General features: G+C 63.6%; 25 protein-coding genes. 2 read left to right on the forward strand and 23 right to left on the reverse strand.

What is annotated here, in order from left to right:
• Positions 1-3: 3 nt before the first annotated feature.
• Positions 4-1479 carry an anthranilate synthase component I gene (trpE, locus tag DVT68_RS08285; protein WP_114824610.1) on the reverse strand — a complete coding sequence of 492 codons (1476 nt, stop codon included), beginning with the start codon at positions 1477-1479 and terminating at the stop codon, positions 4-6.
• 155 nt (positions 1480-1634) lie between these two features.
• On the opposite strand from trpE, the gene DVT68_RS08290 reads away from it, so the two are divergent.
• Positions 1635-2954 carry a hypothetical protein gene (locus tag DVT68_RS08290; protein WP_114824611.1) on the forward strand — a complete coding sequence of 440 codons (1320 nt, stop codon included), beginning with the start codon at positions 1635-1637 and terminating at the stop codon, positions 2952-2954.
• 75 nt (positions 2955-3029) lie between these two features.
• On the opposite strand, the gene DVT68_RS08295 is transcribed toward DVT68_RS08290, so the two are convergent.
• The 22 genes from DVT68_RS08295 to DVT68_RS08395 all read right to left on the reverse strand — a co-directional run bounded on the left by DVT68_RS08295 (position 3030) and on the right by DVT68_RS08395 (position 22238).
• On the reverse strand, positions 3030-3698 hold the full coding sequence (locus DVT68_RS08295; RefSeq protein WP_114824612.1) for a TadE family protein: 669 nt from the start codon (positions 3696-3698) through the stop codon (positions 3030-3032).
• Positions 3695-4207: a tetratricopeptide repeat protein gene (locus DVT68_RS08300; protein ID WP_158543468.1), complete on the reverse strand. Its 513-nt coding sequence runs from the start codon at positions 4205-4207 to the stop codon at positions 3695-3697. The genes DVT68_RS08295 and DVT68_RS08300 overlap by 4 nt, the downstream gene beginning before the upstream one ends.
• Positions 4192-4542, reverse strand: a complete 351-nt coding sequence (locus DVT68_RS08305) for a DUF192 domain-containing protein (protein ID WP_114824614.1) — start codon at positions 4540-4542, stop codon at positions 4192-4194. The genes DVT68_RS08300 and DVT68_RS08305 overlap by 16 nt, the downstream gene beginning before the upstream one ends.
• Positions 4542-5432, reverse strand: a complete 891-nt coding sequence (locus DVT68_RS08310; RefSeq protein WP_114824615.1) for a type II secretion system F family protein — start codon at positions 5430-5432, stop codon at positions 4542-4544. The genes DVT68_RS08305 and DVT68_RS08310 overlap by 1 nt, the downstream gene beginning before the upstream one ends.
• Entirely contained in the window at positions 5429-6277 is an 849-nt protein-coding gene (locus DVT68_RS08315) for a type II secretion system F family protein (RefSeq protein WP_114824616.1), read from the reverse strand. Before DVT68_RS08315 ends, DVT68_RS08310 begins: the two co-directional genes overlap by 4 nt.
• Positions 6274-7893: a TadA family conjugal transfer-associated ATPase gene (locus tag DVT68_RS08320; RefSeq protein WP_233523400.1), complete on the reverse strand. Its 1620-nt coding sequence runs from the start codon at positions 7891-7893 to the stop codon at positions 6274-6276. Before DVT68_RS08320 ends, DVT68_RS08315 begins: the two co-directional genes overlap by 4 nt.
• A 106-nt stretch (positions 7894-7999) precedes the next feature.
• On the reverse strand, positions 8000-9343 hold the full coding sequence (locus DVT68_RS08325; RefSeq protein WP_158543469.1) for a type II and III secretion system protein family protein: 1344 nt from the start codon (positions 9341-9343) through the stop codon (positions 8000-8002).
• 4 nt (positions 9344-9347) lie between these two features.
• Positions 9348-10157 (reverse strand): Flp pilus assembly protein CpaB, encoded by an 810-nt coding sequence (cpaB, locus tag DVT68_RS08330; RefSeq protein ID WP_114824619.1) that lies wholly within the window; start codon positions 10155-10157, stop codon positions 9348-9350.
• Positions 10154-10360 carry a hypothetical protein gene (locus tag DVT68_RS20270; protein ID WP_147281684.1) on the reverse strand — a complete coding sequence of 69 codons (207 nt, stop codon included), beginning with the start codon at positions 10358-10360 and terminating at the stop codon, positions 10154-10156. The genes cpaB and DVT68_RS20270 overlap by 4 nt, the downstream gene beginning before the upstream one ends.
• Positions 10361-10376: 16 nt before the next feature.
• On the reverse strand, positions 10377-11057 hold the full coding sequence (locus DVT68_RS08335) for a hypothetical protein (protein WP_147281685.1): 681 nt from the start codon (positions 11055-11057) through the stop codon (positions 10377-10379).
• Complete coding sequence (locus tag DVT68_RS08340; RefSeq protein WP_114824621.1) at positions 11041-11844, reverse strand: pilus assembly protein; 804 nt, start codon at positions 11842-11844, stop codon at positions 11041-11043. Before DVT68_RS08340 ends, DVT68_RS08335 begins: the two co-directional genes overlap by 17 nt.
• 64 nt (positions 11845-11908) lie before the next feature.
• On the reverse strand, positions 11909-12418 hold the full coding sequence (locus tag DVT68_RS08345; RefSeq protein WP_114824622.1) for a hypothetical protein: 510 nt from the start codon (positions 12416-12418) through the stop codon (positions 11909-11911).
• Positions 12419-12442: 24 nt separating this feature from the next.
• On the reverse strand, positions 12443-12802 hold the full coding sequence (locus tag DVT68_RS08350; RefSeq protein ID WP_114824623.1) for a hypothetical protein: 360 nt from the start codon (positions 12800-12802) through the stop codon (positions 12443-12445).
• Positions 12799-14319 carry a pilus assembly protein TadG-related protein gene (locus DVT68_RS08355; RefSeq protein ID WP_158543470.1) on the reverse strand — a complete coding sequence of 507 codons (1521 nt, stop codon included), beginning with the start codon at positions 14317-14319 and terminating at the stop codon, positions 12799-12801. Before DVT68_RS08355 ends, DVT68_RS08350 begins: the two co-directional genes overlap by 4 nt.
• 300 nt (positions 14320-14619) lie before the next feature.
• Positions 14620-14889 (reverse strand): pilus assembly protein, encoded by a 270-nt coding sequence (locus DVT68_RS08360; RefSeq protein ID WP_114824625.1) that lies wholly within the window; start codon positions 14887-14889, stop codon positions 14620-14622.
• A gap of 32 nt (positions 14890-14921) precedes the next feature.
• Positions 14922-15893 (reverse strand): OmpA family protein, encoded by a 972-nt coding sequence (locus DVT68_RS08365; protein ID WP_114824626.1) that lies wholly within the window; start codon positions 15891-15893, stop codon positions 14922-14924.
• 69 nt (positions 15894-15962) lie between these two features.
• Positions 15963-16238 (reverse strand): pilus assembly protein, encoded by a 276-nt coding sequence (locus DVT68_RS08370; protein WP_114824627.1) that lies wholly within the window; start codon positions 16236-16238, stop codon positions 15963-15965.
• Positions 16239-16328: 90 nt separating this feature from the next.
• Positions 16329-17342 (reverse strand): OmpA family protein, encoded by a 1014-nt coding sequence (locus DVT68_RS08375; RefSeq protein WP_147281686.1) that lies wholly within the window; start codon positions 17340-17342, stop codon positions 16329-16331.
• Positions 17343-18016: 674 nt separating this feature from the next.
• Positions 18017-20029 carry an ATP-binding protein gene (locus DVT68_RS08380; RefSeq protein WP_114824629.1) on the reverse strand — a complete coding sequence of 671 codons (2013 nt, stop codon included), beginning with the start codon at positions 20027-20029 and terminating at the stop codon, positions 18017-18019.
• A 24-nt stretch (positions 20030-20053) separates the two neighbouring features.
• Positions 20054-20647 (reverse strand): hypothetical protein, encoded by a 594-nt coding sequence (locus DVT68_RS08385; protein WP_233523401.1) that lies wholly within the window; start codon positions 20645-20647, stop codon positions 20054-20056.
• Positions 20647-21336, reverse strand: a complete 690-nt coding sequence (pdsR, locus tag DVT68_RS08390) for a proteobacterial dedicated sortase system response regulator (RefSeq protein WP_114824631.1) — start codon at positions 21334-21336, stop codon at positions 20647-20649. Before pdsR ends, DVT68_RS08385 begins: the two co-directional genes overlap by 1 nt.
• 119 nt (positions 21337-21455) lie before the next feature.
• Entirely contained in the window at positions 21456-22238 is a 783-nt protein-coding gene (locus DVT68_RS08395; protein WP_147281687.1) for an SEL1-like repeat protein, read from the reverse strand.
• A 148-nt stretch (positions 22239-22386) separates the two neighbouring features.
• On the opposite strand from DVT68_RS08395, the gene DVT68_RS20420 reads away from it, so the two are divergent.
• Positions 22387-22536, forward strand: coding sequence for a hypothetical protein (locus DVT68_RS20420; protein WP_158543471.1), 150 nt, complete (start codon positions 22387-22389; stop codon positions 22534-22536).
• The last annotated feature ends 156 nt before the right edge of the window (positions 22537-22692 follow it).

A 22692-nucleotide genomic window follows, 5' to 3' on the forward strand; every position in this document is an offset into this window, starting at 1 on the left:
CGCTCACAAACCCTTGGCCGCCTGGGCCACCGCGCGGAACAGCGCGCGACCCTTGTTCATGGTCTCCTCCCACTCGGAAGCGGGATCGGAGTCGTACACGATGCCGGCGCCGGCCTGGACGTGCAGACGTCCATCCTGGATCACCGCGGTGCGGATCGCGATGGCGGTGTCGGCATCGCCCCACCAGCCGATCCAGCCGATCGCGCCCGCGTAGATGTTGCGCTTGTAAGGCTCCAGCTCCTGGATGATCTCCAGCGCGCGGATCTTCGGCGCACCGCTGAGCGTGCCGGCCGGGAACGTGGCTTTGAGCACGTCCATGTAGCCCACGCCCGGGCGCACGTCGCCCTGCACCTGCGAGACGATGTGCATCACGTGCGAGTAGCGCTCGACCACGAAGGACTCGCTCACCTCGACGCTGCCGGTCTCGCTGATGCGGCCGATGTCGTTGCGGCCAAGGTCGATCAGCATCACGTGCTCGGCGCGCTCCTTCGGATCGGCCAGCAGCTCCTCCTCCAGCGCGCGATCCTCTTCCTCGGTGGCGCCGCGCTTGCGCGTGCCGGCGAGCGGGCGCACCACCACCTTGCCGTCCTTCAGCCGCGCCAGGATCTCCGGCGACGAACCGACGATCTGGGTGTTGCCGAGGTCGACGAAATACATGTACGGCGAGGGGTTCAGCGCGCGCAGCGCGCGGTATACGTCGACCGGGCGCGCGTTGAAGCCCACGCTGAGGCGCTGAGAGGGCACCACCTGAAAGATGTCGCCGGCGCGGATGTATTCCTTGGCGCGCTCGACCATCGCCTCGAACTCCTCCTTGGTGAAGGAGGATTTGAAGTCGGCCTCGTCCAGCGCGGTGCCCTGATGGAGCTGCGGGTACGACACGCCGCTCTGACGCAGGCGATAGACCAGCGCGTCCAGCCGGCGCTGCGCCTCGGCGTAGGCGTGCGGCTGCGAGGGGTCGGCATGCACGATCAGGTACAGGCGACCCTTGAGGTTGTCGAACACCGCGACCTCTTCGGCCAGCATCAGCAACACGTCCGGCGTGCCGAGCTCGTCGGGGCGATCCCATTGCGCCAGGCGCGGTTCGATGTAGCCGATGGTCTCGAAGCCAAAGTAGCCCACCAGGCCGCCGGTGAACGCCGGCAATTGCGGCAGTTGCGGCACGTGGTACTGCAGCCTCAGGCGCTCGATCTCGCCGAGCGGGTCGTCCAACTGGCGGCGCTCGGTGACTTCGCCGGCGTCCTCGACCTCCAATTCGTGCCCGCGCAGGCGATACACGCGGCGGGCCGGCAGACCAATGATCGAATAGCGTCCCCAGGTGGCGCCGCCCTCGACCGATTCGAAAAGGAAGGTGTACGGGCCGTCGGCCAGTTTCAGGTACACCGACAGAGGCGTGTCGAGGTCGGAAAACACCTCGCGCACCAGCGGGATGCGGGTATGCCCCTGCGCTGCCAGTGCATCGAATTCGTCGCGGGAAATCACGTGGGATCGGTCCGGATGGCCAGGCTGGAAGGCGCATTGTAGGGGCAGCACGGCGGCGAACCGAAATCCGCGGCACGCCTTGTTCCCCGAGGGCTTCGCGCCTAACCTTGCGCCATCGATGCGCGCCTGGGCATCCGCAGGGGGAATCGAAGGGTATGGACCAGCGTTGCCTGATACTTTCCGGCCGCCTTCTCAACGGGCAGCAACCCGACACCGTCCATGCGCGCCTGGCGGCCGCCTTCGGCATGGAGGCCGATGGATTCCGCGAGCGCGTATTCGAGCGCGCCCCGCTGATCATCCGGCGCGACCTGGATCTGGCCACGGCTGAAACACAAATGGCCCAGCTGCGGGGGATGGGGGCGGAAGCCGACATCTGGCCCGACACCGATCGCCTGGCCTGGCTGCGCAGGGACAACACCATCCGCGGACCGCTGCCGACCGACGCACTCGCCTGCTACGCGCAGCCCGGCGACCAGTGGTGCCACGACGGCGGCGAGACCTGGTTCGCCTGGCAGCCGGAGTCCATGGGCGCCACGCCTCCCGTACCGGAGTCGGAGCTTCAGCCGGAGCCGCACTTGGATGCGGCATCGGAATCCACATCTGGATCGGAATGGGAATCTGCGTCGGCGACTGAATCGGCGCCCGAATCGGTGTCGCAGCCCGAGCCGGAGCCGGAGCTGGCCGCGACCGAAGCTTCGCTGGATCACGACGGCGAGTCGCCGCTCCCACCGCACATCCCTGAAGACGCGCGCAGCGAGCCACCGCCGCTGCCGCCATCGACACCTGTCGCTACGCCGGCCAGGACGCCGCTGGCGACCTCGGCGGTGCTCGCCGCTGTGTTCGGACTGCTCGCCCTGTTGTTCCACGCGCTGGCGCCGCTGGCTGCGCTGTTCGCGCTGGGCGTCTTGATCTACCTGTATCGACGGCCGCTGCTGCGTGGCCGGGCCTGGGCCGTGGCCGGCCTGGTGGTGAGCGCCACCGCCTTTGGCCTGTGGATGGAGCGCCCGGCTCCGACGCCGGTGGTGCAGCCGTATGTGCCGCGCCCGCTGAAGCCCATGGCGCTGGGCGCCGCTGCGGCCGGCGAGTCGCCCGCCCAGTGTGCCTCCGAGGCAGCCACACCAAAGAATGACGAAGACCGCTTCCTGCTTACCGGCCAGCGCATGCTCACCGGGCGGGCGCAGCGCAAGGGCGACACCTATGTCGCCGAAGCGGCCGTCTCCGTGGATCCGCAATGCCAGCCCAGCGCGCTGCAGCTCTATGTATTTCGCCATGGCGTCTTCATCGGCACCGCGCTGGAGCAGGCGGCCAGCACCGCGACCACGCGCTTGGCGGATTTTGACCTTACCGACGACCAACACCTGCGCATCACCCTCGCGCAATGCACGGACAAGCCAAACGACTGCGCCACCACCGCCATTCGGCAGATCGCCGTACTGCCCGGTGCCGGCGGATGGACACTTGGGGAAATGAAGTAGTATCGAGGGCCGCCGATCATCGGCTATTCTTCTTGAACAGCAGCAAGCGTGCGCACCACGCATGAGGCCTGCACCTCAACGCGCTGGCAACGCTGTCCGATCGTTGATGGCCGATTGCATGCGCACCGTGGCGGAAGCCTCGATCGGCAACCGGCCGGACGCCAGCATGAGGCGCTCCTGCGCACTGTACGAGCCCACGAATTGCATCCAACCGGTGATGGCGTCACCGATAAATGGGACGACCAATGGATAGCCGTAGACCACCCTGACTTTCAGCAGATTGGCGTCCTGCACGTTCATGCCACTACGGGAGCCCACGCCCCTGCTGCGAAAAGCCAAGGTGTCGTTAGGGATTGCCCGGGTGGATTTCTGGTCGTCCTGCGCCTCGGCGAAATCGTCGAATGCCGCCTGCGTGGGACTGATGATCTCGATGGTGCTGCCGATGGGAAGCGCCAGATCCAGTCGTGCCTTAGCATAAGCTTCCACCGCACCCTGAGTGTCGGAACTATGTGCATAGAGGGCCATGAGGCCGCGCGCCAGGCCCTCGCGCATGGCCGATTGGGACGCATGGCTAGTCGCGCCGCTACGCACCGCCTCATACGCGGCATAGTCGAGTGTTGCCTTGGCGCGATAGACCAGGGTCATCTGGAAAATGCCTAGCAGCAGCGTAAACAGAACCATCGCGATGATCACGAATTCGACGGTGGCCTGTCCGTATTGCGCAGTTTGCCTGGTGGCTTTCATAGCGGACCCGCTTTTGCAGGCGCGGCACCCGTCTCGTCGGTGGCGGCGCGCTCGACCGAAAGGTCGCGTAACGCCTTGGCCAAGACCATGCTCGACTCGCGAAGTCGTGCATCGTCCTTGGCCATATTGCTGGTCTGCTCGAGTGCCGCGATGGATTGACGGAGTCTCACGATGGCCAGATTGTGCCAGGCGCCCGCATGCTCGGGGTTGCGCAGCAGTGCGGCTTGGTAGGCCAGCACCGCATCGTCGGGCTTGTCCATGCGCACGAGCGCATTGCCCATCCTGTACCAATAGTCTGCATTTTTCGGCATGTCTGCGGTCAGCACACGATAGTCGGCAATGGCGTCGGCATAGCGCCCCGACTTGTAGGCATCCTCGGCATGCTTCTGTATGGCCAGCTGGCTATTGATGTCGATGCCATGACGATGGGCCGATGGCCCGGTGCAGCCGCAAAGAACCGCCGCAACCGCCAGTACTGGCGTCCAACGATCCATCAATGGGAAACCCATGACCATTTGTCCCCTATTCGCGGCCTAAGTCGACCGAGCATGCCATCGGCCAGCTCCAGCGTCTGCCAGGCACGCCTTTCCCACGCGATGCGGCGCGGCGGCAGACTCTCGCGCAACGCCACGATACGGTAACCAGCGTCCATGAAGACGACATCGATAGACTTCCGCATCCAGAACGTATGGATATCACCGCAGGGAGAAAGGAGAAAACCGCTCCCCTCCCCCACGAGATGTTCACGGAGAATCAGGCCGCGCAACCGTTCGACGGCCGTTTCGGTGCGCCACACCCGAGGTATCACGCAACGCGCACCGTGCATGAGAAAACCTGCGCGCATCAGAGAACCCCCTCTTGTTTCATCTTCGAGTAGATGAAGTAGGCGAGCACGATGAATACCTGGGGAAAGAAAAACATCACCAGGGGCAACATCATCTTGACCGGAGCTTCCAGACCGAGCTTTTCAGCGCGCTGAAAGCGCTCCTGCCGCCGCTGATCCGCCTGCGCACGCAAAGCATCGCCCAGGCTGGCGCCGACGCGGTCGGCCTGGATCAGGGCTCCGACCAGACCCGAAACCTGCGGGATGCCCATCCGTTCACCCATGCGCTTCAGTGCGTCGCTGCGTGGCAGGCCCGCGCGCAGTTCGCGCTGAAGCCGCCCGAATTCCGATGAGAGAGCGCCGGGAGGCCCCTTGAGACCCGCCTGCTCGATGGCGCCGGTGACGTTGAGGCCGGCCTCGACCGACAGCGTGATGAAGTCCAGATAGATGGGAAGGTCTTTGATGACGGAGCGCCGACGCTTCTCGCGCTGCTCCTTGAGCCAGAGATTGGGATAGAAATAGCCGCAGCCCCCTCCTACCAGCAACGCCAGCGACATCGGACCGAAGGCTATCTTGTCCAGCATGATCATCACCGAGAGGAGCATGGCCATGCCGCAGGCGCCGGATACCATCCTGAGGGCGTGGAACTCCTCCGGACGCATAATGAACTCGAGTCCCGCGCTCTGTAGCTGCCGGTGCGTGCGCTCCAGCAGCGACGGCTTCAGCCTGGGCGCCACCTTCGGCACCACGGCAAGCACCACGGGCCAAAGCAGGCGCAGCGCGAGCGGCAGGGGATCGCTATAGGTCCGTACGTCACCGCGATCCTTGAAATAGCCGGCGAAAAGAACATAGGCAATGACCGCTATGCAAATCCCGCAGGACCCCACGATCAGGTAGAGGGCGAGGCTCATACGTCGATGTCCACGATCTTGCGGCAAACGCGATAGCCGATATAGCCCATGACCGCGCACACCACCAATATCCCCCAGCCCAGCGGCGTGTGGTAAAGACCATTCATGGTTTCCGGGTAGGTGATCGACAAGAACGCCGTAATGCCAACGGGCAGCATGGCCATGACGATGCCCTGCAGTCGCCCTTGCGAAGTCAGCGAGCGAATCTTTCCTTCCATGGTCAATCGGCGGCGAAGCGTATCGGAGAGCAAGGCGAGGCTGTCCGCGAGATTGCCGCCCACCTCGCGTGCGATGCGCGCCGCGGCGACGAACAGCGCGACGTCCTGCACGGCCACCCGGTCGGCCAGGTGACCCAGGGCGTCGTCGAGTTTGACGCCCATGCGCTGCTCGCGCAGGACCAGTGCCAGTTCCTGCCCCAGTGGCGGCTCGCACTCTTTGACTACGTTCTCCATGGCAGGACCAAAGCCCAGGCCAGCCTTCAGGCTTGCCGACAGCATGAGCAGTGAATCAGGCAATTGCTGCTGCAATCTATCCAGTCGGCGCTGCCGCAATTTCTTGTAGACGATGCGCGGCAGAAACAATGCGCCCAGCAGACATAGCGAGGCCACGACCATATTGCTGGTGAACAGCCAAGCGAGTACGAATATGACCACCACCATCACTGCATTCAGCTGGTACAGGCGTCGGATGTCGATAAACAGAAACATATCCGTCAAATTGAACCGCGCCTGTTCGACGAAGGTGTCGCGATAGCGTCGATAGAAGCCGTCCATGGCGCGCAAGGCGAGGAATCCAAGAAAGACCATGGGAACCAGCATGCACAATGCAATCCAGGTCACCGTCATGCCGCCTCACTCGCCACCGGATCGAAGATGGACAGATCCACTGACACGCCTCGTTCCGCGAGTTGCTCGTAGAATTCGGGCACGGCGCCTGTCGCCACAAAACGTCCGCGTACCTTGCCGTTGCGCCCCCCGTGGTCGGTGACATGGAACCTGAAGACCTCCTGCAATTGGAGCGCACCGCTCTCAATACCAGTCACCTCCGAAATACTGGTGATCTTGCGAGAACCGCAGGGAAACCGTCGCTGCTGGATCACCAACTCGACGGCCGAGGCGATCTGCTCGCGCACGACGGAGATAGGCAGGTCCATGCTGGACATCAGGCTCATCACTTCCAGTCGTGAAATGGCATCACGCGGCGTATTGGCATGGGCCGTGGTCATCGATCCTTCATGACCGGTGTTCATTGCCTGCAACATGTCCAATGCCTCGCCGCCTCGGCACTCTCCGACCACGATACGGTCCGGGCGCATGCGCAAGGCGTTGCGCACCAGGTCGCGGATGGAAATTTCGCCCTTTCCTTCCGCATTGCGCGGACGCGCCTCCAGGGCCACCAGATTGGGCTGCGACAGGCGCAGCTCAGCCGCGTCCTCGATGGTGACGATTCGTTCGTCCTCGGGAATAAAATTGGAAAGCACATTCAAAAGCGTCGTCTTTCCCGAACCGGTACCGCCGGAAACGACGATGCTGATCTTCTCGCGCACCGCAATCTCCAGAAAGCTCAACATGGCCTGATTCAACGAACCGAAGCGCAGCAAGTCGTCGCCCACCAACCGGAACTTGGAAAACTTTCGGATGGTCATGCCCGGGCCACGCAGGGCGACAGGAGGAATCACCGCATTGACGCGCGAACCGTCCTTCAGGCGAGCGTCGACCATCGGCGAGCTTTCGTCGATTCGCCGTCCAAGGGGCGCGACGATACGCTCGATCACGGAAAGCGCGGCCTTTTCGCTGGTGAAGGCCACGGCGCTCGTTTCCAGCTTCCCCGATCGCTCCACGAAAATCTGATCCCATGAGTTGACCATGATCTCGGTGATGGCTTCGTCGGCCAGCATGTCCTCCAGCGGGCCAAGTCCGATCGCCTCATCCAGAACCTGCTTGGCCAGTACCCGCGGCGAAATCGTGCCCGGAAGCTCCTTGCGCAATTTCTCGATGATGTCCTGGATCAGCTCCGAGGTGGTTCGACGAAGCTCGCCGTCGCTCATGCTGCGCACATCGACGCGGCGCAAGTCCATCTGCTTGACCAGTTCCGCGTGGACGCGTACGCGCCAGGCGACATACAAGTCGACCATTTCACGCTGATCGTGGTGCGCCTCCGGCTTTCGTTCAACAGCCGAAGGACCCGCACGTTCCCGCGATACGGACGGAGACTGGGGGATGGTGGCCGTCGACGGCGGCCTGGCCGGCGCGTCTTCGCGGCGCACATCATCGCAGAGCACCTGCAGATGGTATTCGCCGATGCTCACGGCCTGCCCGCTCTTGAGCGGACCCGCACTCGAAGCCACCGCCTGCCCGTCGACTTTCACCAGCGAGCGCTTGCTGCGCACTTGCACGTGCACGCCGTCGCGCAGCTCGACCAGTTCGGCGTGAACGTCGTCGATGTCCCATCCGTGGAGCATGACCAGGTTGGTTTCCGCGCGACCGATACCGCACGATGAGTGAAGACACTTCACCGTACGTACGGGAGCGCCTGCCGTTTTTATAGATATCTGAAACATCGCAGCATTAATCGACTATGTCGCCCCCAAAGGCGTTGCGGAAGTCCTGCCTCAGCGCTTCGCTGTGTTCGATGCCATCGCGGTTTTCCCGCGAATCGGCCGTGATGACGTAAGGCGTGACGAAAACCACCAGGTCAGTGCGATTGGCCCTAAAATTGCGCGACTTGAAGAGCTCCCCCAAGATGGGAATGCTGCCCAGCCCTGGCACCTTGTCGACGGCCTGCGAAGCGGTACTGTCGACCAAACTGGAAAGAACCACCGTCTGGCCTTGCTTCAGGTTTATTTCCGCGCTGGTCTGGCGCGTGAGAAAGCCGGGTATCCCCTGAACGGTGATACTGGGGTCGATGCGGCTGATTTCTGTCTTGACGACGGTAGAAATTTCGTTGCGCGCATTGACCACCGGCTCGATATGCAGCTTGATGCCATAGGGCCTGTACTCGACCGTGGTGGTGCCGAACCCGGCGCTCTGCGGTATGGGTATTTCACCGCCGACGAGGAAGTCAGCCACGCCGCCACTACGTGCCGTCAATTGAGGCGAGGCGAGCTCGAACGCCTTGCCGGATTGCTCCATCAAGTTGATGGTGGAATTGATGTTGGTGGCAATGCCCAGGTATGACGCCCACCCATTGACTCGCAGCGGCAGGTTCTGCGCACTCAAGAAGCTTTCCGTGGGACGAAATAGCGAATTGGTATGGAAGTCGTGCAGCAAGGCGCCCGTGGGGCCCGCGATGGCGGTATCCCAATTGACGCCGAGATTGCGCAATGCGTTCTTGTCGAACTCCATGATGCGGACCTTCATGAGCACCATGGGCCGCAATTCCGTATCCGATTTGCGCGCGAGATTGATGATCTGCGGATACGCCTTCTTGACGATGTCGAGACGATCCGCAATGACTTCAGGAAGCTCCTCGCCCGAGACCACGATATTGTCGCCAATGGGTGTGATTTCTACCCCTGCGGTTGAGCCTATGATCTTCTTGACGCGCTGGGCCAGATTCAACGTATTGCTGTCCGGCTTCACGTGAATGATGACGTTCCTTTGGACATCGTCGCCATACCAGAGCCACACGGTGGTATTGCCCGGCGCGCCGCCGATGAGCACCACCTGCCTGCCGTCGATCGGCTTGACCTCCACCACCTCGCCACGTCCCACCGCCACTCTGGACACCTCATCGTCCACCGAATACACGGTGGCCTGGCCCGCATACAGCGTCACCTCATCGGGCAGGGCCACGACCTGAGCCGCGCGGGATAGTCCGGGCGAGAGCAGCAACAGAAGCAAGGCCATACCGCTCAGGATGCCGTAGCCCAGGTTTCTATACAGGCCATTCACAGGCCAGCGCCATTCCATTGATCTAGCCATTTTTTCCACCAATGATGAATTCGATATCCCTTTCCCGTCCCTTGCCTACGCCGCTCTTCAACAGTTGCTCCTTGGTAAAGCGACCGAATTCAATGACGTCCTCCGCAGGCGCGCGGCGGAGCGAAATACGCAAACGACCGATCTTTTCGGCCACCGCCAGTCGAGACGCGTCGGCGGGAGTCACCTCGATGGTCAGGTTCGAGTAGGAGGCAGCAGCGTCGACCTTGCCGACACTCGCATTGACCCCTTCCGTCTTGAGGCCCGTCGCAAGCACGAGTACATCGGATAGGACCGGCAGAAGCACGTCGGTCTTGTCGTTGGACGCGATCAAAAGGATATCGACGTGGTCGCCCGGTACGACCATGCTCGAAATGGAGTTGAGGTCGTCCACCGAAAACGTGAACGCCACCTTCCCGGCCGCGATGATCTTGGATAGATGCTCGAAGGAGGCTTCAAGCATGCCAGTGCTCAGCGGTACCCCGCGCGTCGCTGGCCCGCGCAATATGCGCCCCACGTACTCCTCGTAGTGCTCAGGCAAAATGGCATCGGCGGGGACCAGATCCTGTGGAATGTCGCGCGCGGAAATTACGGCCTGGCTGATCGTGTCGCCTGGGGCAAGATCCTGAGTCGGCACGACCACCTTCGTCGTCTTTGTCTCGACGGTCGAAGTGCGCCTGTCCACTTCACTTTGGAGGTAACGCGTCGCGAGAAGGCTGGCGGCGATGCCGAAGGCGATCGCTATCAGAAGGAGTACGGCATTCTTGTTGGGACGCCAGGCAAGCTTTGACGAAGGCAGCTTCATACGATCCACGACATCGAGAGTGCATATACAAAGGCGCCGTACATCTCACGGATCGCATTGCAGAGGTTGGTGAAAACACCGCCTTCGGTCAGAACGGCGACCATCACGGCAAGCACCACGATGTATTCGACCGTGGCCGCGCCGCACTGTCGTCTCACGGCGCAGCCTCCATTTCTTCGCTTCATGCGAATACCGGCAGTCATGTCAACTCCCCTTCCATCAATTCAGCAAGATAACCACGATGCGCGTCTGTGCGTTTTCGCCAGAGGCCATCGACAAGTCCATGTTCTGGGTTCCCCGGACATAACGATCGGTGCATTGGCTTGCCCCAGGCCGGCACGCGTCATGCGATACCTTCTGCCATTGCTGCGCCGCCAGGGTCCGCTCATAGAACGAGGCATTTTCATAGGGTGTCCTGCTATTGATCAGCAGCAGCGTGCGCACCGGCGGCCGGTCGTCGGGATAACGGATGTCGTTGGGGACACGCGTGCCCGGCAGAGTGGGGAAATCGCTTCCCGGTTTCGGCGGATCACGATCGGTAATCCGCATCACGCCGATATGGCCTGTACTGCCCTGACCTTCCGCCCGGACCTGCACCGTCAGGTAGTAGCCGTCCTGCGGGTGGCCGACGACACGCCAACCGGCCATGTCGCCGGTCACCGCCTGCTTGCCCCACAGACGCGCGTAGAACGCGACGATCTCTTCGCTGGATCGACTGGACTTGAAGGTGGTGGCACGCATGCTCACCCCGTTGAACACCATGTTCGAGGCGACGGCGGCCACTTCCGCCTCCGGCGGCGGCGGCACCTCCGGCCACGCCTCCCATGCGGCGGCCCGCAGCGGCGCCATCACAGCCAGCGCGAGCCCGCAGACAAATAACCAGCTACGGCTTGCTGTCATAGTTCTGCAGCTTGTCAGAGGGCACGACGTCCACACTCATGCGGCCGATCTGCAAGTTGTGGATCTCGCCAATGAAAGGAAGCCAGGAAGGGATATTTTCGGTCAGCTTTCCGAAGGTGCTGTCGCCAAGCCATGCTGAAGGCACCAGCGCACGCACCTGCTGCCGAACCGAACGCTGGCCCGCGCCGGACAAGGGCCGGCCATTACTGCCTTCGCCGGGACCGGAAGCATTCCAGGCGTCGGCCAGCAACACGGTCCTGGCGGTCACGGCAAAGGGCGTCGTATCGAAAGGGGCAGCCAAGGTTGCAGGCGTGTCGCTGGTGGTGGTGATTTTTTCCGTCGCCATAGTGGCTTCGGCGGTGATCCAGCCATTGGCGTTGGGCGGAAAGCTGCCGCCGGTCAGACTGAACAGCGGCCTTAGGAACTTGAGCGCCTCTTCGAGCAGGCCCGGTGAAGTCGTACTGCTATAGACGCCAAGGGTGGCGCCCTCGGACTTGATCAATTCCTTACCCGCATGCGTCGTGAGCATGGCGTCGGCAAGTGTCTTCGGGCTGGTCGGCGGCTTGCTGGACATCACGTCCCTGGCATCGCCAAAGACGCGCGTTCGAATCAAGACTTCCTGCGCGGCCTTGCCAGGCAGCGCATAGTCCTGACCCACGGTGGCTTCCCAGGCCGCCATGCGCGAAGCCGCCATGGCCTGATGTTTGACATGTATGTATTTGGCCAGCAGCGATACCAAGACCAGCAGGGGTACCAACACCACGCAGCTGATGACGAATTCGGTCATGGCCTGGCCACCTTGTCTGGCTTTGCATCCACGAGCGCCATGGGTATGCATCGTCATGGTGAAGCTATGGCCCCGACGCATCTTGGCTGTCCATGCCGCTTGCCGCGGGCATGGCAAACACGGCGTCATCGAAGTGCTCGCCCACCGTCATCTGCAAGGTGGTGATGCTCCATTCACCGCCCTGGGCGGGCACGGCGCGCAATATCGGCACCCCTCCGCAGTCGTAATGAATGTCGCCGCGGGTCGCGCACAGCGCCGTGGGGTACCTGGGGTACCCCCCCTCCTGGCCAAAATCCCATTTGCCCTGGCCGTCCCACAGGCATAGCTCGGCGCCCTGGTCGCTGCGCCAGGACCGGCACGCCTGGCCCGCGACGGTCGACATGGCGGCCTTATGCCAGCCCAGCTTCGCCGATACCGCCTCGCCCTCGGGATCGGCATGCGGTCGGTCAGGGGCCGTGAGTTCAGCATTGGCGTCCTGCCCGATCTTTGTGACGAGCACGAATTCCATTGATCCGCCGCCACTCCCAATGGTGGTCTTGACATCCCACGTCCAGTACTCCGAACGCACGGCCATGCGGTTGCGCTCGATCCAGATCCGCTAGTGTTCGCGGCCGAGCTTCTTCACCTCATCCTCGCCCAGCGGCACCACCCGGATATTGGAACCGCCCGGTAGCTCCCGCTGGCTCCCCTCGAGCGCGCTGTAATAAAGCGACTCCTCGTACGAGATATCCGCGGCCTCATCGGTCCGCGTGAAAAGGACTTGCTCGATATAGATAGGCTCGAGCGGCACCCGGTCCGCGTCCTCGCGCGTGGCCTGCCGTCCGGTGACGGCGTCCGCGACGGCGAGGGTGGCTGAGCTGGAGGCGTGGCTGTCGGCGGGCGCCTCGTTTGAGCAGGCGACCAGCGCCAGCCCCAGCAGCACCACGCCCACACCGTAAAACGGAACGGCGGCGTTCATGGTGCGATCCCGTCGAGCGCCAGAAACTGCGCCTTGACCGCGGCAGGCGTGTCCACCAGCCGCACCTGCCAATACGGGCTGAACAGGTTGGCCAGCTCGCGCTTGCCGTCGGCGCGCGCAAACAGCGTCCGCGGCCGGGCGAAATACACCTGTGCTGAGGCTACCGCGCGCAACTTGTCGCCCCGGGCCGTTTCGGGCACCGTGAACTGGCCGGCGCCCATGCCCTCCAGATGCGTGCTGGTATGGAGGGCGTCGAGAGCCTGCTCCACCTCCACACTGACGATGGGCCAGTCGCTCGTGCTGGAAGCGCGAGCGCTGACAATCGGGCTGCGCGGGTCGTTGGAGGTGTCGGGGTATTCTTGTAGCCGGGGTTTGTCCTTCTGCAACGCCCGGTCCCTCAGCAGGGCGTTGTCCGGCGAATCACTGCCGGCAGGGTCAATGGCCGCCAACCGCCCCACGAAACCGTTACCGCCCGCGCCGTTATAGGGGGTGTAGCGCTTGTTGTCGTAGGGCGAGCTCCAGCCGCGGCCGTTATTGATGCCGGGTAGCAACGGATAGCTGCTCCAGCTACCGGATTTGGCAACCGCCTGCGCGGCCCCCCACGCAAGCGGTAGATCCAAGGCGGTCTTCCACTTGAAGCCTGACCATGTGGGCCTCTTCTCTTCGATCAGGAAACGAAACGTGTCCATGCCTGCCCAGCGGTGGTAGCCCTGCAAGTCCGTGCCACCGGCCATGGTGAGCGAGGCTCGAATGAGCAGAAGACTCCCGCCTATGCGCTGACTGCGCGCCCGGGTATACGGATCGCGCGCCTGCATCACGACGTTCTTCAGGCGCTCGCCACCGGGCGTTTGCGTGGATTCGCTCATCGTCCCTCCAGGGCCATTTGGCAGAATCTTGTAAATGGGAAAATATCCCGCCAGCGTGCGCACCTGACCCAACAGCACCACATTCGTGGAGGCGCTTAGCTGCATACCTGCATCGGCATTGGCCCGATTGTTGGCTTCTACGGTACGTCTTGCCACCAAGTCGCCGTCAGCATAGAGATGGACCTGTGTGACCGACGCCTTCGCAGCTTCCGAGTAGGCGAAATTCAACGCTCCCACCGACGTCACGATGGCCTCGAATGCCGCGCGCGCTCCGTGGCGCACCTGATTGAGCACGCTGTTGATCTCATCCAGCACCTCGGACATCTCGAGCAACACGACGCCAATACCTATTTCGCTGAGCAGCGCGCCGGCAACCTTCGCCGCGACTGACATGTTGGTAGCGCCCGTCTGGGCGAAGTTCATCCACGAATAGATGCTCACGATCTGCGCCACGGCTACCTCGTTGGCCACCTCGGCACGGTTCATATAGGCGGCAAAATTCAGGGCGCGGGCCTGACTGACGGCCACGCTGTAGGCGGTTGCGTCCGCCGTCTGCACCAGCTGGGTTTTCTTGCTGACGACCTGACCGGTATTGAAAAGCACCAGCAGACCAACGCAGAGCGCCGCCAGAAAAAGCAGCACGATAGGCATGGCCTGTCCGCGGGCAACACGCATCGCCCTGGTGCGAGAAGGCCAGCGCATTTCGCATTTTCCCCACTCAATAGGCATGGACTTGACCTGTGCGACCTCTTCGTTTGCTGCCAAACACCGGACAAGAGGCGATTGGTCCGTATTGAGTTTGAATATGCGCCAGGGGAGGTCTTATCCCCCCGTTGGCTTCCAGATGCATGAGCCCCCTTGAGAAACATGACGCAGCACGGCTCCTCCATGAGTACAGGCATGCGTAAAGGACGAGCTGGCGCGACCCCATCCCTAGGGCAATAATTGCTACTACTGTGCCGTCACGTTCTTGTAGTCAGACAGATCCTTGGGCTGCGTCGCTTCTTGAGCCGCCGCGTCGACATTGAACTTGTTGGCTACCTGGATGTTGTCGCTCTTCTTGCCTGCCAGCTCCGAGGCCATGGCATCGGTGTGCAGGCGCGCGATGTTGCCGTAGTAGGTAAAGGCGGCAATGGCGGCAATGGCGATAAGCGCCACGATGATGATGTACTCGGTCATGCCCTGACCTCGCTGTGCTTTATCGATGCCTTGGCGACCCATGAACGCACTCCCTTGGCGATACGCAACGTCCATTACTGTTCGACCATCTCGACACGTCGGTTGCTGGCCATGCCGGTTTCGCTGTGATTGGACGCCACCGGACTCCATGACGCTGCTCCACGCGCCTGAACGCGCTCCTGCGAGATGCCAAAGTTTTTCGTCAGCGACTGCACCACCGCCTGGGCACGGCTTTTCGATAGCTGCGTATTGGCGGCTTCATTACCTTGATTGTCGGTGTGACCGACGACATAGACCTTGAGATCGGGCCGCTGCCGCAGCACCGCCGCCATCATCTCGAGCGCCGGCTTGGACTCGGGCCGGATCGTCGCGGAAGCCGTATCGAAGTAAATGCCATCCACGGCGACATGGCCTGCCCCGGCCAGTTGCTGCTCGAGATAGCTCGCATCGCGCACGCTGACCTGGCCTTGAGCCATCGCACGTACCTCGACGATGCGCTGCCGCACCACGATCTGCGAACCTGCACCGTTTGAGCACAGGTAGATAAAGACATAGGCCTCCGGCGACGGCTGGGTGGTTCGTGCCACATAGGCCGCCGCACCCTCGCTGCTGGAATCACAAATGGCGGATCCGAAACGGGACGACTGATCGAAGTCCATCAGCCAATGCATGCCCAGGCCGCAAGCCTCGCTGTGGCAGCTATACACCGTTTGCAACGGGCCTTGCGCCAGCGCCTGCTCATAATTGCGCTGGACTTCCAGCAGGCTTTTGTTTTTCGGCAGCACATAGGTGATATTGGTGATCTTGCCTTCCACCTGTTTGATCTTGGCGCCGGCGTCAAGGCGGTCGTGCTTGTACTCGGGCACGGGGCCGAGCGGCAGCCTCAGGGTGTCAAAGTCGAAAACCTTGTAGTCGCGGATATAGGAGCCGGCGAAGCGCGACACCAGCGGATGATCCTTGGACCCATGGTCATCATCATCTGTCGCGGCGGCGAAAAGGGGCCATGCCAACAAGGCCGCGGCCAGCCATTTCAATTCAGATCGCATGTTTGTCTATCCCTTACAAACCATGAAGAAAGACCGTCGAAGCCCTAGGACTCCGACGGGTGAGTGTCATCACCTAGCCGTGTCGTTCTTAAAATCGTCTAGACGCTTATCCTTTGCTGCTTCGCTTTTCGCGCTATTCGCATTCTCCAGAACTTTCGAGTTGTCCTGCTTTTTGCCGCCCAGCTCGGCCGCCATATTGCCCACCTGGCCATGGACGATATTGCCGAAATACGTAAACGCCGCGATGGCCGCAATGGCGATCAAGGCAACGATGATGATGTATTCGGTCATGCCCTGGCCGCGCTGACGCCTGCGGATACCTTGTGGCTTTTGCAACTGCTTCATGTTGTGTGCTTCCTTGAGTTGGATTGAATAACCAGCCTGCGGTACACGCCCGCCACACCGGAAGGCTTGACGAGCCTTCCAAACCGCGAACTACATGGAACCCGGATGGCTCTGGATATCGAGTTCATGGAATTCGACGCGCCTGTTCTGCGCCCTGCCACTCTCCATGGCGTTGTCTCCGATGGGAGACGACGCACCGTTGCCGTGCGTATCCAGGCGATCCGGTGCGATGGCATAGGTATGTTTCAGCATGTTTTCCACGCTCGCGGCGCGTTGTTCGGAAAGCACCTGATTGCCCCGCTCGTCACCCTGTGCATCGCTGTATCCGACGATGGCGATGCGTGCCCGCGGATGACGCTTCATCCATGCGGCCACGCCGCTCAGAGCGGCGTCCGCCTGCTCGTCGACCTCGGCACTGGCCGAAACAAAATGGACGACCTGTTGCGCCAGGGAAGCCCCGGCCGGCTCGTCCGACGCGACCTCGCGGTACTTCCTGGTGATACGAAGCACGACCCCCACGGGCACGTGGCGATCCGCATGATCCGTGAGGGTGACGCTCAACATGTCGCCTCCGGACTCGCCCGTCTTCTTCAGCAGCCGGTAGTGCAGTCCGTCCTCGGAGGCGACGAGAATTCGATCGATGCTTGGGCCCTGCCGGTGCGCGTAGGCATCGCGCAGGGGTCGACTGGTGACATAGGCGAAATCGTAATTGTCGCCACAGGACGCCCCGTCACAACGGTAGTCGAGACGATAGCCGAGCGCGCTCAGCCGGGTATCCAGCTGACGCGCCACGCTCGCAATGCCTGCTGCGGGCGGCGCCGCGTAGGCGATCACCGTCTGCTCGCCTTCGACGGACTGGACCTCGCTGGGTTGGCCGATGCCCCATGGACCCGCGGGAAACTCGACCCTGGCGGCATCGTACGTGTCGTAGCTGATCGCCTCGTAGCCAAGCTCCGTCAGCCATGCCATGTCGGCATCGGGAACCGAGATGCCAACGGGCTCGGCGCGGTCTGGCTCTGCGGCCGCAAGCGAGGCTTGAGGCGCCACTGAGACCGTCGAGGCTATGGCCAGCACATATGTCAGTTTGGACTTTCCGAAACTCACGAAATCCCCTGCACACCGTCTACCGAACACACTCAACACACTCCGCAAGCGAGGTCACACCCGAACTTGAAAAGACCCATCCATAGGCCTGCCATCGACCTTGATCGAATCAAGCCGACGCTTTCGAAAAGTGACCACCGCATCCCGGCCGACAGTGTGATTTGCGGACCATCCCGCCACTTGACCTAGATCTAAATTGGCTTAGCGGCAATCCGTTCGGCTTTGTGGGTGGATGCCGTACGCGGCAGTACGCAAGACCTGGGCAAGTCGCGCAAGCCATGCAAGAGGCGGCATCCGGCTCTACGAATCGGCATGCGTTGATTCTGACCATCCGGCCGGGTGGCGGTTCGTGCTCAAAGCGCATCCACTCGCGGTCAAGCGGGGCTCTGCCGCGGAGCCGGCGCAGCGTGGCTGCCCATCAACCTCATGCCGGTACTCGACACGTATCTGCAAGGTCAGCTGAGACAAGAACAGCCACTGACCATACGTGACGCATGTGCCTGCTTACCTTGGCGTACTCGGCGCCACTCGCGCGCATTCGGATTCAACGATGCCTTTCGTGCATGACTCGGCGTTCTTTCCGCAGGGGGACTGCGAAGCCAGCGGCCGTTATGCGCCATGGCGACGGAAGCTCGACGACACGATGTCCGTCGACTTCGCGATTGCGCCTCGCATCAAAGTCGCTGTCGCGGCATCCCATGCAATTGCAGGGTGAACGCGACGCCGCTGCCGTCTTCTAGATTGCGCGCCAGCGCCACGCCGCCATGTCGCTCGGCGACCAGGCGCACCACGTAGAGGCCGAGGCCAAGGTGTGGGGCGTCGCCTGGCGTGGCCTTGTCGCGCAGGCTCACCAGTGAATCGAACAGGCGGCCCTGCATCGCCGCCGGCAATGGTGGGCCCTGGTTGGCCAGCTCGATTTCCGCGCCGTGCTGAGTCGCGCGCAGGGACAGGCGCAACCAGCCCTGCTCGGGGGTGAACGACAACGCGTTGTCGAACAGCTTGTCCAGCGCCTGCGCGATCAGCTCGGGCGCGCAGTGCATCATCATCGGACCATCAGGCAGCTCGGTTTCCAGTCGCCGCGTGCCGGCCAGCGGGCGATAGGCTTCGCCGCAGCCACGCACCACGGCCACCAGATCCACATCCTCCGGCTCGGCGGCTGCGATGGCGCGCTCCATCCGGCTCGCTTCGCTCATCGCGCGCACCAGCTGCCCCAACCGCGCCACACCGTCGCGCGCGCGCAACATGTACGGCTGCGCGTCCGGCGGCATCGCCTGCTGCGCTTGCAGCGCGTGCTCCAGGTTGTCCAGCGAGGATTTGACGATGGCCAGCGGCGTGTTCAGCTCATGCGAGAGCTTGGAGGCGAGCGTGCGCAGGTAATCGGTGTAGCCACCGACGACCTCGAACAGCCGCTCGAAGCTGCGTGCGAGATCGCCGATCTCGTCCTCCGCCCCCGTCATGGGGAACGGCTCGTCCAGACGTCCATCGTTCAATTGCGCCCGCTCGGCGGCGTCACGCAGGCGTCCAAGGCGGATGCTGAGGCGCGTGGCGAACACCAGCAGGATCGCACCGGCCACCAGCAGCACGCCGAAGCTGGTCAGCAACAGGCCCAGCAGTGCGCGATTGGCCAGCAGCGGCACGGCGCGACTGGCCTGTTCCAGCAACAGCACGCCGCGCACCTGGTCGTCGCTCTCGATCGGCACCGCGGCGGCAAGCACCACACTGCCTCGCGCCTCGCCCTGCCGCCACAGCGTGGCCGGCTTGCCCCGGCTCGCCTGGTTCACTTCGGCGGCATCCAGCTTCGGCACGTCCTGCATCCACAATTCGGCTTCGCCCACCTGATCAGCGAGCAGGAAGCGATAGACCAGGGCCGCGAACCAGCCAGGCTGGTCGCCCGGCGCCGTCGCCGGCGCGGCCAGATGCCCGGTCTGCGCCAGCAGCCAGCCCTGCGGCGCCAGCACGCGGGCCTGCACGCCATCGAGCGCCAGCTGCGACAGCTCCTTGGACAAGGCGGGCGAATAAGCCACCAGCGGGCGGGCCTGCACCGACTGCGGATCGCCGCCGTTGGTCGGGTCGTAGATGGCCAGGCCCAGCGCGTCGAGCTTGAGGCTGCGCGGGAGGCGCAGTTCGACGCGATAGCCGCCGCCGTCCTCCTGCCATTGCGCGGTAATCAGGTTGGGCAAGCCATCGACCGGCGGATCCAGCGGCCGCGCGGTGACCAGACCAGGCGCGGCGCTTGCCAGCAGGTAGCGGCGCGACAGTTCGCCCCTGCCCAGGCTGAGCACCAGGTGATCAGCGGCCAGCGCGCGCGGATCGTCGGCGTCGGCGCGGGTACGCTGCGCGCTGCGCACTTCGGCAAACAGATACAGCCAGTCGGCGTCCTCGGCCAGCAGCAGCTTGCCACGCTTGTCCAGCGGCTGGCTCCACGGCGTCAGCGGCGCCCAGTCGTCGCCGTACCCGTCGATGGTGATCGGATTGGCTGTCTGCTGCACGTACCAGACCGGCCCGGCGGGCGGCAGCGGTGCATCGGTGACCACCAGGCTGCGCGCCATCGCGCGGGCCGACGCGGTGAGCGCCTGCGCCTGACCCTCGCGCAGCAGCGTCTCCATCTGTCGCACGTACAGCCAGCCCGCCACCGGGAGGGCCAGCGTGCACAGCGCGACGAGCAGCAGTTTGCGGCGCAGGGTCATGAACAGACGATACCGAAAAGGCGCTTAGTGAGCGGCCTTGGCGGCGCCGGGGTGATCGGCCTGCTCCACGGCGTAACGGGTTTGCTCCACCACCTGGCGGAACAGCGCCAGCAGCGCATCCCTGTCGTGGTCATCGTGCGCCAGCGTCATCGACCAGCTGAAGCGGATGCCGCTCGCCAGGCCGGGATCGCAGAACGCGACGACGTCATCCTTGTGGTCCGTGCCCTCGTAGAGCACCCCACGGCAGGCCACCGCGCTGTTGTGAAGCTCGAACACGCCCGCCTTGCCGGCCGGATCGCGATTCAGATAGTTGTGCCGGTCGTCCTGCACCTCGGCTTCGAGCGAGGACATTTTCGCCGGCCAAACGTTGAGCACCATCACCCGCTCGGGATCGCCGGTCCAGTCGCCCTTGTAGAGCACTTCGTTCACGCCGATGGCATGCGCATAGATGCAGCAGTCCTGCGTCCAGCCATCGGGCGCCATGGTTTTGATGGTCCATCCCGGAACATCGCGATCGGCCTTGCCGTGGATCACCACGGCCTTGTCCTGCGACGCGTCAGTCGCGTGCACGCCTGCCGAAAGGAACAGCAGCGCCAGCATCCAGCCCAACAACTTCATCACGGCCTCCACCGATAACCCACGCCGTGCACCGTCTCGATCGCGTCGAACTCCGGCGCGACCGCGATGAACTTCTTGCGGATGCGCTTGATGTGCGAGGTGATGGTGGCGTCGTCCACCACCAGCTCGGCCTCGCGCATCAGCTGGTCGCGATTCTTCACGTGGCCGGGGAAGCGCACCAGCGTGTGCACCATCCAGAATTCGGTCACGGTGAGCGGAATCTCCTCGCCGTTCCAGGTGATGCGCATGCGCTCGGACTCGAGCTTGAGCGGGCCGTGCTCGATCACCGTCTCGCTCGAGGTCGGCACCTTCAGCGATTCGATGCGGCGGAACAGCGCGGCGATGCGCGCGGCCAGCTGGTGCAGGCTGGTGTCCTTGCTGAGGTAGTCGTCGGCGCCCAGGCGCAGGCCGGAGATCACGTCGAAATCCGAGTCGCGCGCGGTGAGGAAGATGATCGGCAAGGTGGCCGACTTCGCGCGCAGCTCGCGGCACAGGTCGAAGCCGCCCTCCGGCTCGTCGCCCAGGCCGATGTCGATGATGACCAGCTCGGGCAGGCGCATGGCGAACGCGCCGGAGGCTTCATGGCGCGAACCATAGCCACGCGTCTCGTAGCCGAAGCGGGTCAGCGCCTCGACATAGTTGGCGCGTATCAGTGGCTCGTCCTCGACGATGGCGATGCTGCGACCCATGGCTCACTCCGGTATGGCAATGGCGCGCAGCGTGCAGCGTGTGTCAGCGGCATGCAAGCCGTCGCTGCTTGATGCCCGCGTTTCGCCACATGCCATCGGCGCTGAGCCACAGCTCATGCTTACGGGCGAGAGGCCTTCTGCAACTCGCCCACCGTGACGTGGCCGGCCCAGCCCTGGAACAGCTCGGCGGCGTGGACGTCGACCTGACGGGCCACCAGCCACACCGGCTGGCGGCTGGGGCAGAAGTTGTTGTCGCGGCCGTTTTCCTGGACTGCCTCCAGATGCGAGGCGTTGAGCCCGTCGATGCACACCTGGGCGCCATAGGCCTCGTTGCGGGTCAGGGCGTCGCGCTCGCGCCGGTAGCGACGCTCGGCCCGCGTCGCCGCCATTTCGTCGCCGTAGGTAGGCAACAGTTGGCCGTACCACCGCGCGGCCTCGGCCTTGTCCTCGTCGCTGGCCTGCGCCATGGCGGACTTCAGCACGCCCAGGTAGACCACGTCCCCGCGTTCGGCCGCCAGCGCCAGCCAGGCCAGCCCGCGGGCGCGGTCCAGCGGCGCGCTGTCGCCTCGGGTATAGCCGACGCCCAGCAGAAACTGGGCTTGCTTGCTGCCCCAGCGCGCCGCCTGCTCAAGGGCCGCAACGCTGCGGGCCGCATGCCCTTGCGCCAGCTCACGGCGCGCCACGCAGTAGTAGTAGCTGCCGGGCAGGAAGCGCTCCAGCCCGCGCGGACAGTACGACCGGGCGACCTCGTCGAGGCTTCGGTCCGGCTCGGCGGCGGCCGGAGTCGGGCCCGAGCTGGAGGCCGACCCCACCTGCGGAGCGTAGGTGGCATGGCTGGTGGCCGCGCCGCCCATGGCGAGGCAGAGGACCAGCACCCGGCAACGGAAAGCACCCTGGGCCATCACGAACATCCTTTTCGCGGAACGGAGGCCGGGTGACTGTAACGCAAATACTTGCGCCAGGCTGACGCAAGATCCGTCAGACGGCTGACCGAACTTGCCCGCGTCCTGCCACATTCGGGCCGTCGGCGACGCCCCGGGGACAGGCCCAATGGCGTCGTATTCTCAGGAGAACCGCTTCATGCGCCCCAACGGCCAGCCACCCGTCGACCCCAACGCCGAACTTCGCGGCTTCGAACCGCTGCGCGTCGTGCTCGCGGTGGGCGCGCTGCTGCTCGGCCTGGTCATGAGCATCCACTGACCCGACTGGCCCACGCCGTGGCCAGCGAGCTGAACCGCCGTCTTCTCTCATCTGCCGTGGAAGGCATGGAGGCGGCCGACGTGCAGGGAAGCGCGCCGGCCGCCCGGGGGCGAGGAATAGGACTCCGGCCACCGGCAACGCCAGGTTCAACTCAAT

Source organism: Dyella solisilvae (assembly GCF_003351225.1).
GTDB lineage: Bacteria > Pseudomonadota > Gammaproteobacteria > Xanthomonadales > Rhodanobacteraceae > Dyella > Dyella solisilvae.